A 12,094-nucleotide genomic window follows, 5' to 3' on the forward strand; every position below is an offset into this window, starting at 1 on the left:
CGCGCGTCCACGTCGATCTTCTGGGACAGGTCGCCCTTGGCCACGGCGGTGGCCACCTGGGCGATGTCCCGCACCTGCGTGGTCAGGTTCCCGGCCATCGCGTTGACCGAGTCCGTCAGATCGGCCCAGGTGCCCGAGACCCCCGGCACCTTCGCCTGTCCCCCCAGCTGCCCCTCGGTGCCGACCTCGCGGGCCACCCGGGTGACCTCGGAGGTGAACACGGACAACTGGTCCACCATGCCGTTGAAGACCTTGGCGATGTCCCCCATCAGTCCGTCGGCGTCGTCCGGCAGACGCGTGCCGAAATCACCGTCCCGTACGGCCGTCAGGCCGGCCAGGAGCCGTCGCAGCTCCTGATCGCCCCAGGCCGCGTCGACGACCCCGGCGCTGTCGCTCGTCATGCGTACCCTCGTTCCGCTCCCCAGGAGTCCTCACGGCAGAGGACTCGGAACCCCGTACGGGCCGATGCGCGGCCCGGATTCTCGTGTGCGCGTTTCCACAGTTCAGCGGAACTGCCCGAGGAGAAAAATACGCCAGGTACGGAGGTGTTCGCCGGGCGGGGAACCGAAAGCCGGCCCGGTCCGTGGCGTCCCTCACGCCTCGGGGCCGAGGGGGCATGGTCCGGCGTGATCAGGGTACGCGAAGGGGTTGCGCCGCCGGTCCGCGCGGCGGGGCGGGACCTGCCGCGGCGCGCGCCGAATGCCGGTCGCCGGGAAGGGTAGTTGCAGCTGTGGAGCCGGGCGGGCACGCTGCCCGGCCCGGGCCACGACCGGCCACGACGCGGGAGGGAAAGGAGCAGCGTGCCGATGGAGAGAATCTGGTCGTACGCGCCGGAGAGCGGTCACGTCGAGGGAGAGGACCTGTCGGGCTGCACCGTCGTCGCGCGCGACGGCACCATCGGCCACGTGGACCGCCAGGCGGACCACTTCGGCATGCGGCACTTGGTCGTCGACACCGGCGTCTGGGTCTTCGGCCGCAGCGTGCTGGTGCCGGTCGGCGTGGTGAGCGGCATCGACACCGGGGCCCGCAAGGTCACGGTGGCCTGCACCAGGGCCGAGGTCAAGGCCGCGCCCCGGTTCCGCACCGACAGCGAGACCATGGACCCTGAGTATTTGACGGCCGTCGGCGCCTACTACGCCGGGCTGCCGCCCCGGGAGACCTCCGCCACCTGACGCCGGGCGGCGGGGCTCCACGCGGGCGCCGCCGCCCGCCCCGGCCCTCACCAGGGCGGGAATCACCAGGGCGGGAATCACCAGGGCAGGAAGACGTGGATGTCCTTGCCCCGCTCGTCGGGCACCACGCTGACCTGGTCGCACAGCGTGTGGATCAGGTGCCAGCCGATGCCGCCGCCCCCCTTGCTCGGGTGGAAGGGCCGCGGCGCGGGCGGGGTGGGGTTGGTGTCGTGCATCGTCACGTGCACACCGTCGAAGGTGCGCCGCAGATGCAGCTGGAAGGGGCCCGGGGCGTACTGCACCGCGTTCGCGGCCAGCTCCGTGACCACGAGAAGGATGTCGTCCCAGTGCTCGGGGGCCGCCGGTGACACCACGCGCGAGAGGTCGTAGAGGAATTCCTCCGCGACCAGGCGCGCACCGGTCACATTGTGCAGCTCCCCGGTGAAGCTGGCGGTGCGGTCCGTGATCTCCTCGGAAGCCAGTGTCCTGTCCCAACGCGACTCGGCTGCCATTTCGCCTTCCCGGCCCGGCATCAGCAGGGCTGTCTCGTCCTTTCCCGTGCGCCCCCTCCGTCTGCTAGTTCCCGTGCCGGCAGAGCCTACGCGCCTGTTTGCCGGCACACCGGAAGATGGCCCGGTGTGACCGTCCCGTAGCCGACCGTGCGGGCCGGTCGCACCGGACGGGATTTCCGGTGCGAGACGGCCACGGGAAAAGACGCCGGGGACTGGAATTCCGAATTCCTCTTACCGGCTCATCCGTGTCATGTCAATTCCCTGGAATGCGGGGCGGATTGAGCGGGCACCCGGTGGGCGGAACACAGCGGAGCATTCATGACAGGGAGTGCTCCGCCGATCGAATCCGCCCACACCAGGAGATTCTGATGACCAGTTACGGCAGTTCCTCCACCGCCTCCTCGCGGTCCCGCACCAACGGCCTGGCCGTCGCGAGCCTCGTCTGCGGAATCGTCGGACTGTTCGTGTTCAACGTGGTCCTCGGGCCGGTCGCCATCGTGCTGGGCGCCGTCGGACTGCGGCAGGCGGGGGCCAAGGGCGGTGCGGGCATGGCCAAGGCGGGCATCGTGCTCGGCGTGCTCGACCTCGTCCTCTTCGGTGTGCTGCTCGCGGTGAGCGCGGCCAACGGCGGGTTCAGCTGGTACGTCGGCGGCTGACGAAGACGCTGTCGGAATCCTCCCAGTCCCCGTCTCCGTCCGCCCGGCCCGCCGCCCGCTCCGTCAGGGCCCGCGCGGGCCGGGCGGAGCGCGTCTCGTACATGGCGTCGATCTCCAGGGCGAAGACCCGCGCGATCTCGTCGCGCCGCGGCTTCATCGACGGGGTCAGCAGCCCCCGGCCCACGTCGAAGGGCTCGGGCAGGATCCGGAAGACCCGGATCGACTCCGCGCGCGACACGGCACCGTTGGCGGCGGCCACCGCGCGCGCGATCTCCTCGCGCAGGGCGTTCTCCTCACGGGCCTCCCGCGCCGGGGTGTCCCCCTGGAGCGCCAGCCCCGCCCGCCAGTGCGTCAGGAAGTCGGGATCGAGGGTGATCAGCGCGCCCACGCAGGGGCGGCCGTCACCCACGACCACCGCCTGGTGGACCAGCGGGTGCGACCGCAGGCGCTGCTCCAGGACGGCCGGGGCCACCCTCGTGCCACCGCTCGTGACCACGATGTCCTTCTTGCGACCGGTGATCGTCAGATACCCCTCCTCGTCCAGCCGCCCCAGGTCGCCGGTGGCCAGCCACCCGTCGCGCGGCGCGGCTTTGGTGGCGGCCTCCGCACCGACGTACCCCTGGAACACCGACGGGCCGCGGACCAGGATCTCCCCGTCGTCGGCCACCCGGATCTCCGTGCCGGGCAGCGCCCGGCCCACGGTGCCGGACTTCTCCCGGCCCAGCGGCTGCATCGTCACCCCGCCGGCCGTCTCGGTCAGCCCGTAGCCGTCGTGCACGGGGATGCCGATGCCCTCGAAGAACAGGGACAGGTCGCGGCCCAGCGGCGAGCCGCCGGACGCCGCGCGGCGCACCCGGCCGCCCAGCGACCGACGCAGCCGGCGGTACACCGTCCGCTCGTACACCGCGTGCTGGAGCCGCAGGTCGAGGCCGGGGCCGGGGCCCCGGCCCAGTCTGCGGCGCTCCCGGGCCTCGGCGTAGGCGCGCGCCGTGGCGGCGGCCCGCTCGAACAGGGCGCCCCGGCCCGACCGCTGCGCCGCGCGCAGGAAGTCCTTGTAGATCTTCTCCAGCACCGACGGGACGGCGTAGAGGTACGTGGGGCGGAAGGAGCGCAGGGCGGACGCCAGCGCCTCCTGCGTCGTCTCCGGCTCATGGGCCATCAGCAGACCGCCGCGCACGCACAGCCCCTGGACCATCAGGCCGTACACGTGCGAGAACGGCAGGAACGCCAGGACGGAGCCCTGTTCCCCCGGAGGGGCGGCCGTCGAGCGCCAGCCGTCGAGCAGGACGTCGCAGGGGGCCGCCAGCGCCCGGTGGCTCAGGGCACAGCCCAGGGGCCGGCCCGAGGTGCCGGAGGTGTAGGCGACCACCGCGGTGGCCTCCGGCAGCACGATGCGGCGCATCGAGTCCACCGCGGCCGCCGGCACGTCCGCGCCCCGGGCCGCCAGCTGCGCGCAGGCCCCCGCGTCCAGCTGCCACACGTGGCGCAGCGCGGGCAGCGCCGCGCACACCGAACCGACGGTCATCACGCACCGCTCGTCCTCCACGGCCACCGCCACGCAGCGCGCGTCCCGCAGCATCCACGCGACCTGGTCCCGTGAGGAGGCCGGGTGGATGGGGACGACCTCGGCGCCCACCGTCCACAGCGCGTAGCCGAGGACCGTCCACTCGTACCGGGTGCGGGCCATGACCGCGACCCGCTCGCCCGGTGCGATCCCCGCGGCGATCAGCCCCTTGGCCAGCTCGACCACCTCGTCCCGGACCTCCGCGGCCGTCACCTCCCGCCAGCTCGCCGGGCCCCGCTCCGGGCGGCGGGCGAGCAGCGGCAGCGCCGGGTCGAGGTCCGCCGTCTCGAAGAGCCGGTCCGCCAGGCCCCCGGTCAGCGGGGGAAGGGCCGAGGCGGGGGGAGCGGAGTCGCGCATGCACTGCTCCTGATGTGTACGGGCTGTGACGGAAACCGTCGGACAGCGTGGTCGACGGTGCCCGAATCTAGCCGAGGCGACGGCGGCCGGGCACCCGGACGGCCGAACCGCGTCCGCCTGCGGCCACCCCGGCCGGAACGCAACCGCCTCCGCCTCGATGATCTCGGCGAGAAGGGGGACCCGTACGGCATGAGCTATACGAATCCCGACCCCGAACCCGAACGCAGCACCGGCCTGGAGCCCGGCGGCGGCGTGCCGCCCGGCGAGACCCCGCCCGCGGAGAGCAGCCTGCCCGAGGCCGGCCCGCGCGAGGTCCACAACCCCGCGAAGGGCTGGGGCAAGGGCCCGCTGACGCTGATCATCCTGCTGGTCGTCCTGGTCGCGGCCTTCTTCCTCGCCTACGCGATCTCCCTGATGGTGTGACCGGCGGAACCGACGGCGACCGGGGCGGCGACGGCGCGGTCGCCGTCGGGGCGTCTCATCCCTGGGTACGGCGTACGCAGCCGGTGACGACGTCCCGCAGGCTGCCCGTGCGCTCCAGCAGCTCCCGCTGCACCCGGGCCCCGTTGCCGCGCCGCAGCAGCGCGGCACACTCCTCGCGCACCCGCTCCGTGTCGCCGGCCTCGGCCAGCGCCTCCCCGACATGGTCCAGCAGGGCCCGTACGACGGTCTCGGCGGGCATCCGCCGCATGGTCACCGGGTGCAGCAGCTCGCCGGTCAGCCCGGACCGGGCGGCCCGCCAGGCGGCCAGCCGCAGCAGGCTCACACTGTGCCCGGCCGGCTCCACGCCCTCCCGCCACTCGCGCGCGGCGGTCTCCACCAGCCCCCGGGCGAGACAGGCGATGAGCACGGCCGTGTCGGAGTGCAGGCACACGTCCGCCACCCGGAACTCCACCGTCGGGTACCGCTGGGACAGCCGGACGTCGAAGTAGATCATCCCCTCGTCGAGGATGGTGCCGGTGGCCACCATGTCGGCGACCCGCCGGTGGTAGCGCTCCGCCGACCCGAACAGCTCGGTGGGGCCGGCCGACGGCCAGCGCTGCCAGACCCGGCTGCGGTAGCTGCTGTACCCGGAGTCCTTGCCCTGCCAGAACGGCGAGTTCGCGCTCAGCGCGCTGAGCACCGACAGCCAGGGACGCACCCGGTCGGCGACGGCGACGCCCTCCTCGTCGGAGTTCACAGAGACATGCACATGGCAGCCCATGACCAGCTGTTCCTGGACCACGACGCCGTACTGGTCGGCCATCCACTGGTAGCGGTCGTTGATGCCCACGGCGGGGCTGACCGGCAGCGGGGAGGTGGCGAGCGCGGCCACCGTGCAGCCCAGCTCACCGGCGTGCCGGGCGGCTTCCTTGCGGCAGCGCACGATCTCCGCCTGGAGCCGCTCCATCTCCGCCTGCGGATGCGTGGCGAACTCCAGCATCTGGTCATGCAGTTCCTTCTCGAAGACGTCCTGGTCGCCCGGGTCCAGAGCGGCCCGGGCGAGCACCGCCGCGGACATCGCCCGCGGCTCACCGGTCTCGGGATCGACCAGGAGGAGTTCTTCCTCCACTCCGACGGTACGCACCTGATGCCGCCTCTCTGTGGCCTGCCGCGCCGACGACGAGGTTTCTCGGGTCGTAGCGAGGGTTCTGGGGTCGTAGGAACCCGACTGCCCCCTCAGCCGCCGTCGGACACCTGGCCGCGCGGGTGGGATCTCACCCGGCGAACGGCACCAGCCACACCGTGGCCAGCGGCGGCAGCGTCAGCGGGAGATGCCCGTCCTCCGTCTTGACGGCACCGGGGTTGGTGACGTCGGAGCCGCCGTACCGCGCGGCGTCGGTGTTGAGGACCTCCTGCCAGGCGGGGACGTCGTCGCCGGTGACGAGCCGGTAGCCGGGCCGGACGACGGGGGAGAAGTTCGACACCGCCAGCAGCGGGGTGCCCTGCGCGTCGTAGCGCAGGAAGGCGAAGACGTTGTCCTCGGCGGCGTCCACCGCGACCCAGCGGAAACCGGCCGGGTCGGTGTCCCGCTGCCACAGCGCCGGGGCGGTCCGGTAGCGCGCGTTGAGATCACGGACCAGGTCGCGCACCGCGCGGTGGTCACCCGCCGAGTGGTACCCGTCGTCGAGCAGCCACCACTCCGGGCCCTGCTTCTCCGACCACTCCGCCCCCTGCGCGAACTCCTGCCCCATGAACAGCAGCTGCTTGCCCGGGTGGGCCCACATGAAGCCCAGGTAGGCGCGGACGTTGGCACGCCGCTGCCACCAGTCGCCGGGCATCTTCGACACCAGCGCCCGCTTGCCGTGCACCACCTCGTCGTGGGAGATCGGCAGGACGTAGTTCTCGCTGTAGGCGTACACCATCGAGAAGGTCATCTCGTGGTGGTGGTACTTGCGGTGCACCGGCTCGTGGGCGACGTACTCCAGCGAGTCGTGCATCCACCCCATGTTCCACTTGAACCCGAAGCCGAGCCCGCCCACGTCGGTGGGCAGGGTCACCCCGCCCCACGCGGTGGACTCCTCCGCGATGGTCACCACGCCGGGACAGCGCCGGTAGACGGTCGCGTTCATCTCCTGGAGGAACGCCATCGCCGCCAGGTCCTCCCGGCCGCCGTACACGTTGGGCTCCCACTGGCCGGAGTCGCGCGAGTAGTCCAGGTAGAGCATCGAGGCGACGGCGTCCACCCGCAGCCCGTCGATGTGGAACTCCTCGCACCAGTACACGGCGTTGGCGACCAGGAAGTTGCGCACCTCGGTCCGCGCGAAGTCGAAGGTGTACGTCCCCCAGTCCGGGTGGGTCGCCCGCCGCTCGTCCCCGGGCTCGTACAGCGGGTCCCCGTCGAACCGGGCCAGCGCCCAGTCGTCCTTCGGGAAGTGCGCCGGCACCCAGTCCATGATCACGCCGATCCCGGCCCGGTGCAGGGCGTCGACCAGGTGCCTGAAGTCGTCCGGCGTGCCGAGGCGCGCGGTCGGCGCGTAGAAGCCGGTGACCTGGTAGCCCCAGGACGGCCCGTAGGGGTGCTCGGCGACCGGCATCAGCTCCACGTGGGTGAAGCCGAGGTCCTTGACGTACGCGGGGAGCACCTCGGCCAGCTCCCGGTAGCCGAGCCCCGGCCGCCAGGACGGCAGGTGCACCTCGTAGACCGAGAACGGCGCCTGGTGCGCGGGCGTCGCCGCCCGCTCCCGCATCCAGTCGGCGTCACCCCACTCGTGGTGCGACGCGGTGACCACGGACGCCGTGTTCGGCGGCTCCTCGGCGGCACGGGCCATCGGGTCGGCCTTGAGGAAGCGGTGCCCGTAGCGGGAGTGGATCTCGAACTTGTACTTCACGCCCTCACCGACGCCGGGCAGGAACAGCTCCCACACCCCGGACGAGCCCATCGAGCGCATCGGGAAGGCGGTGCCGTCCCAGTGGGTGAAGTCCGTGGCGACCCGCACGCCCCGCGCGTTCGGCGCCCAGACCGTGAAGCGGGTGCCGGCCACGCCCTCGTGGACCATCGGCTCGGCACCCAGCGCCCGCCACAGCCGCTCGTGCCGGCCCTCGGAGATCAGGTGCAGGTCCAGCTCCCCGAGCGCCGGCAGGAAGCGGTACGGGTCGGGCGTCTCCTGCGTCCCGTTCTCGTACTCCACCAGCAGCGTGTACGCGGGGATCGCGGCCAGCGGCAGTACGCCGGAGAAGAGGCCGTCCTCCTCGGAGGCGAGGGGGTGGCGCTCGCCGTCGACGACCACGCTCACCGCCCGTGCGAAGGGGCGCAGCGCCCGGAAGGCGATCCCGCCGGGCACCGGATGGGCGCCGAGCAGCGCGTGCGGGTCGTGGTGGGCGCCCGCCAGCAGGCGCCCCCGGTCGGTGGCGTCCAGCGGCGGCGCGGTACCGACCGCCCCGGTGGGCGCGGTACCGACCGCCCCGGTGGGCGCGGCGGGACCGGACGGCTCGGGGAGCGAGGTGTCGCGGAGGGCCATGTCAGTCTCCTCTCACGGCGAGTCGTTCGATCGCCGCCATGGGTACGGGAAGCCAGTCGGGGCGGTGCCGGGCCTCGTACAGCACCTCGTAGACGGCGCGGTCCGTCTCGTAGGCGCGCAGCAGGCCGTGCTTCTTGCGCGGGTCCCAGCCGGCCCGCACGGCGTAGCCCGCGCAGTAGGCCTCCCGGCAGCGGCGTGCCCACTGGGGGCGCCACGGGCGGCGCTGGCGGGCGGCGTAGTCGAAGGAGCGCAGCATGCCCGCGATGTCCCGCACCGGGGAGTGGGCGCTGCGCCGCTCGGCCAGCGGCCGGGACGGCTCGCCCTCGAAGTCGATGACGAACCAGTCGCGCCCCGCCCGCAGCACCTGCCCGAGATGCAGGTCGCCGTGGATGCGCTGGGCGGCCGGTCCGACGTCGCAGGTGGTCAGCGCGGCGAACGCGCCCTGGAGCCGGGGCACGAAGGGCCGCAGCGCCGGGACGGCGTGCGCGGCGGCGGTCAGCCGCTCGGTCATCGCCGCCGCCGTCCGGCCGTTCTCCCCGGGGGGACCGGCCGGAAACGCCGAGGCCAGGGCGACGTGCACATCGGCGGTGGCCCGCCCCAGCGCGTGCGCCTGCGCGGTGAAGTCGTCCCCGGCCGCCAGCGCGTCCAGCGCGAGCGTCCAGCCGTCGGTGGCGCCCGGCAGGAACGGCTGGAGCACGCCGAGGGTCGCCTCGAACGGATGCGTCGTGCGGAACCAGGCCACCGGCGCGGGCACCCGGTCGCAGCCCTGCCGGGCCAGCGCTCCCGGCACCTCCAGGTCCGGGTTGACCCCGGGCTGGACACGCCGGAACACCTTCAGGATCAGCTCGTCGCCGTAGACCAGCGAGGAGTTGGACTGCTCGGCGTCGAGCAGCCGGGGCGCCAGCGCGGTGGCGGGCACCGGCCGCGCCGGGTCCGTCTCGAAGCAGAGCGGGCCCGCCGTGCCGGGGCGCCGCAGCCGCTCCAGGAGCAACTGGGCCATCCGGGGGTCCTGCAACGCGTCGTACACCGTCAGACCGGCGAGCGGGCCCTCCTCCGCCCGGCCGATGACCGCCCGGCCCGGCAGGCGTGGTGAGGGACGCTCGCGCACGCCGAGCAGCAGCTGGTAGCAGTCACCGGCCGGCGGGGCGCCGCCGGGCGCGGGCACCGTGCCGTGCCCGGCGTGGACCAGCAGGTGCAGACAGCCGGGGAACAGCTCCGTCATCGACAGCAGGCCGAGGTCGGCCACGGGCCGGTCCTTGCCCGCGAACCAGCGCTGCCTGGGCAGCCATCGGCGCAGCAGACCGCCGAGCGACGCCATCGGGTCGTCGGGATGGTGCGCGGGTCTCGGGCGCAGGGGTGCGGTCTTCGGCATGGTGACGCGTCCTTTCCTCGGCACGGGCTCATGCCCGGCGGCCGATGCGGGATGCGACTCGGGTGAGCCGGAACCAGTAGAAGCCGTGGCCCCCGAGGGTCAGCAGGTAGGGCAGTTCGCCGATGGCCGGGAAGCGCACCCCGCCGAACAGCTCCACCGGGTGACGCCCGGCATACTCGCGCAGGTCCAGCTCGGTGGGCTGGGCGAACCGCGCGAAGTTGTTGACGCAGAGCACCAGGTCGTCCCCGCTCTCCCCGTCCGGGGGGGCCTCGCGCAGGAACGCCAGCACCGCCGGGTTGGAGGAGGGCAGTTCGGTGTACGAGCCGAGGCCGAAGGCCGGGTTCTGCTTGCGGATCTCGATCATCCGCCGGGTCCAGTGCAGCAGGGAGGACGGGGAGGACATCGACGCCTCGACGTTGGTCACCTGGTAGCCGTAGACCGGGTCCATGATCGTGGGGAGGGAGAGCCGGCCCGGGTCGCAGGTGGAGAAGCCCGCGTTGCGGTCCGGGGTCCACTGCATGGGGGTGCGCACCGCGTCCCGGTCGCCGAGCCAGATGTTGTCGCCCATGCCGATCTCGTCGCCGTAGTAGAGGATCGGCGAGCCGGGCAGGGAGAGCAGCAGGGCGGTGAACAGCTCGATCTGGTCCCGGTCGTTGTCGAGGAGCGGGGCGAGCCGGCGGCGGATGCCGATGTTGGCGCGCATGCGGGGGTCCTTGGCGTACTCCGCCCACATGTAGTCGCGTTCCTCGTCGGTGACCATCTCCAGGGTCAGCTCGTCGTGGTTGCGCAGGAAGATGCCCCACTGGCAGCCGGACGGGATCGCCGGGGTCTTGGCCAGGATCTCCGAGACCGGGTAGCGCGACTCCCTGCGCACGGCCATGAAGATGCGCGGCATCACCGGGAAGTGGAACGCCATGTGGCACTCGTCGCCGCCGCTCGGGTAGTCGCCGAAGTAGTCGACGACGTCCTCGGGCCACTGGTTGGCCTCGGCCAGCAGCACCGTGTCCGGGTACTGGGCGTCGATCTCGCGCCGGACCCGCTTGAGGAAGGCGTGGGTCGCCGGGAGGTTCTCGCAGTTGGTGCCCTCCTCGGCGTACAGGTACGGCACCGCGTCCAGGCGGAAGCCGTCGATCCCCAGGTCCAGCCAGAACTTGAGCGCGCCCAGCATCTCCTCCTGCACGGCCGGGTTCTCGTAGTTGAGGTCCGGCTGGTGGGAGAAGAAGCGGTGCCAGTAGTACTGCTTGCGGACCGGGTCGTAGGTCCAGTTCGACGCCTCGGTGTCGACGAAGATGATGCGGGCGTCCTGGAACTGCTTGTCGTCGTCGGCCCAGACGTAGTAGTCGCCGTAGGGGCCGTCGGGGTCCTTGCGGGACTCCTGGAACCACGGGTGCTGGTCGCTGGTGTGGTTCATGACGAAGTCGATGATGACCCGCATGCCGCGCTGGTGGGCGGCGTCGACGAACTCCACGAAGTCCGCCAGGTCACCGAACTCGGGCAGTACGGCGGTGTAGTCGGAGACGTCGTAACCGCCGTCCTTCAGCGGTGACTTGAAGAACGGCGGCAGCCACAGGCAGTCCACGCCGAGCCACTGCAGGTAGTCCAGGCGCGAGGTGAGGCCCTTGAGGTCGCCGACGCCGTCGCCGTTGCTGTCCTGGAAGGAGCGGACCAGGACCTCGTAGAAGACGGCCCGTTTGAACCAGTCCGGGTCGCGGTCCTTGGCCGGGGTGTCCTCGAAGGTGTCCGGGACGGGCTCGTTGACGGTCATGAGGTTCCCGGCTCCCCGGTCTTCGGCGCGGCGGACGGCGGTCGGACGTGGAGGACGTGGGCGGGAGCCCGGCCCGGCGTCAGCCGCACGTAGTTCCTCCCGCCCCAGTGGTAGGTCTCACCCGTGAGTTCGTCATGCACCGGCACGGACGCGTGCCGGTCCAGGCCGAGGTGCGGCATGTCCAGCGAGATCGTGGCCTCCTGGGTGTGATGAGGGTCGAGGTTGACGACCACCAGCACGACATCGGAGCCCGCGCGCTTGCTGTATGCGATGACCGAGTCGTTGTCGGTGTGGTGGAAGTGGAGATCGCGCAGTTGGCGCAGGGCGGGGTGGGTGCGCCGGATGGTGTTGAGGCGGGTGATGAGGGGGGCGATGGTGCGGCCCTCGCGGGCGGCGGCTTCCCAGTCGCGGGGTTTGAGCTGGTACTTCTCGCTGTCGAGGTACTCCTCGCTGCCCTCGCGCAGCGGGGTGTTCTCGCACAGTTCGTAGCCGCTGTAGATGCCCCAGGTGGGGGAGAGGGTGGCGGCGAGGACGGCGCGGGCCTCGAAGGCGGGCCGGCCGCCGTGCTGGAGGTAGGCGTGCAGGATGTCGGGGGTGTTGACGAAGAGGTTGGGCCGCATGTAGGAGGCGGCCTCGCCCGACAACTCCGTCAGGTGCTCGGTCAGTTCCTGTTTGGTGTTGCGCCAGGTGAAGTAGGTGTAGGACTGCTGGAAGCCGATCTGGGCGAGGGTGTGCATCATCGCGGGGCGGGTGAA

Annotated in this window: 11 protein-coding genes; 3 read left to right on the forward strand and 8 right to left on the reverse strand. The window is 72.3% G+C overall.

Annotated elements, in window-relative coordinates; all coding sequences use genetic code 11:
- Window positions 1-401: HAMP domain-containing protein (locus ACY1JF_RS24745; RefSeq protein WP_462707436.1), on the reverse strand; the 401-nt coding region annotated here is incomplete at its 3' end.
- Window positions 402-806: 405 nt separating this feature from the next.
- Between ACY1JF_RS24745 and ACY1JF_RS24750 the strand changes: the two genes are divergently transcribed.
- Window positions 807-1,172 carry a PRC-barrel domain-containing protein gene (locus tag ACY1JF_RS24750; protein ID WP_462707452.1) on the forward strand — a complete coding sequence of 122 codons (366 nt, stop codon included), beginning with the start codon at window positions 807-809 and terminating at the stop codon, window positions 1,170-1,172.
- Between the two features lie 77 nt (window positions 1,173-1,249).
- Here the strand turns inward: ACY1JF_RS24750 and ACY1JF_RS24755 are convergent, their stop codons facing one another.
- Window positions 1,250-1,684 (reverse strand): ATP-binding protein, encoded by a 435-nt coding sequence (locus ACY1JF_RS24755; protein ID WP_462707437.1) that lies wholly within the window; start codon window positions 1,682-1,684, stop codon window positions 1,250-1,252.
- 368 nt (window positions 1,685-2,052) lie between these two features.
- On the opposite strand from ACY1JF_RS24755, the gene ACY1JF_RS24760 reads away from it, so the two are divergent.
- Window positions 2,053-2,340, forward strand: a complete 288-nt coding sequence (locus ACY1JF_RS24760) for a DUF4190 domain-containing protein (RefSeq protein WP_462707438.1) — start codon at window positions 2,053-2,055, stop codon at window positions 2,338-2,340.
- Here ACY1JF_RS24760 and ACY1JF_RS24765 read toward each other — a convergent pair.
- A complete protein-coding gene (locus ACY1JF_RS24765; RefSeq protein ID WP_462707439.1) occupies window positions 2,318-4,261 on the reverse strand; it encodes an AMP-dependent synthetase/ligase in 1,944 nt (647 codons plus the stop codon). The genes ACY1JF_RS24760 and ACY1JF_RS24765 overlap by 23 nt on opposite strands.
- Before the next feature lie 189 nt (window positions 4,262-4,450).
- On the opposite strand from ACY1JF_RS24765, the gene ACY1JF_RS24770 reads away from it, so the two are divergent.
- On the forward strand, window positions 4,451-4,684 hold the full coding sequence (locus ACY1JF_RS24770; protein ID WP_462707440.1) for a DUF6480 family protein: 234 nt from the start codon (window positions 4,451-4,453) through the stop codon (window positions 4,682-4,684).
- 55 nt (window positions 4,685-4,739) lie between these two features.
- Here ACY1JF_RS24770 and ACY1JF_RS24775 read toward each other — a convergent pair whose 3' ends face one another.
- The 5 genes from ACY1JF_RS24775 to ACY1JF_RS24795 form a co-directional block, all read right to left on the reverse strand.
- Window positions 4,740-5,828, reverse strand: coding sequence for a glutamate--cysteine ligase 2 (locus ACY1JF_RS24775; RefSeq protein ID WP_462707441.1), 1,089 nt, complete (start codon window positions 5,826-5,828; stop codon window positions 4,740-4,742).
- A gap of 130 nt (window positions 5,829-5,958) precedes the next feature.
- The gene (gene glgB, locus ACY1JF_RS24780) at window positions 5,959-8,202 is read right to left on the reverse strand and encodes a 1,4-alpha-glucan branching protein GlgB (RefSeq protein WP_462707442.1); all 2,244 of its coding nucleotides are present in this window, start codon (window positions 8,200-8,202) and stop codon (window positions 5,959-5,961) included.
- Window position 8,203: 1 nt separating this feature from the next.
- Window positions 8,204-9,574, reverse strand: a complete 1,371-nt coding sequence (locus tag ACY1JF_RS24785; RefSeq protein ID WP_462707443.1) for a maltokinase N-terminal cap-like domain-containing protein — start codon at window positions 9,572-9,574, stop codon at window positions 8,204-8,206.
- 28 nt (window positions 9,575-9,602) lie between these two features.
- Window positions 9,603-11,339, reverse strand: a complete 1,737-nt coding sequence (gene treS / locus ACY1JF_RS24790; protein WP_462707444.1) for a maltose alpha-D-glucosyltransferase — start codon at window positions 11,337-11,339, stop codon at window positions 9,603-9,605.
- The coding region (locus ACY1JF_RS24795) for an alpha-amylase family protein (protein ID WP_462707445.1) at window positions 11,336-12,094 on the reverse strand (759 nt) is incomplete at its 5' end. The genes treS and ACY1JF_RS24795, both read right to left, overlap by 4 nt.

The sequence above is a fragment of the Streptomyces sp. SYSU D01066-1 genome (genome assembly GCF_054956795.1).

Excerpts from the sequence above, each read along its gene's own strand:
- ACY1JF_RS24750 (WP_462707452.1), top strand. The coding sequence starts at position 807 with ATGGAGAGAATCTGGTCGTACGCGCCGGAGAGCGGTCACGTCGAGGGA.
- ACY1JF_RS24755 (WP_462707437.1), bottom strand. The coding sequence starts at position 1,684 with ATGGCAGCCGAGTCGCGTTGGGACAGGACACTGGCTTCCGAGGAGATC.
- ACY1JF_RS24760 (WP_462707438.1), top strand. The coding sequence starts at position 2,053 with ATGACCAGTTACGGCAGTTCCTCCACCGCCTCCTCGCGGTCCCGCACC.
- ACY1JF_RS24765 (WP_462707439.1), bottom strand. The coding sequence starts at position 4,261 with ATGCGCGACTCCGCTCCCCCCGCCTCGGCCCTTCCCCCGCTGACCGGG.
- ACY1JF_RS24770 (WP_462707440.1), top strand. The coding sequence starts at position 4,451 with ATGAGCTATACGAATCCCGACCCCGAACCCGAACGCAGCACCGGCCTG.
- glgB (WP_462707442.1), bottom strand. The coding sequence starts at position 8,202 with ATGGCCCTCCGCGACACCTCGCTCCCCGAGCCGTCCGGTCCCGCCGCG.
- ACY1JF_RS24785 (WP_462707443.1), bottom strand. The coding sequence starts at position 9,574 with ATGCCGAAGACCGCACCCCTGCGCCCGAGACCCGCGCACCATCCCGAC.
- treS (WP_462707444.1), bottom strand. The coding sequence starts at position 11,339 with ATGACCGTCAACGAGCCCGTCCCGGACACCTTCGAGGACACCCCGGCC.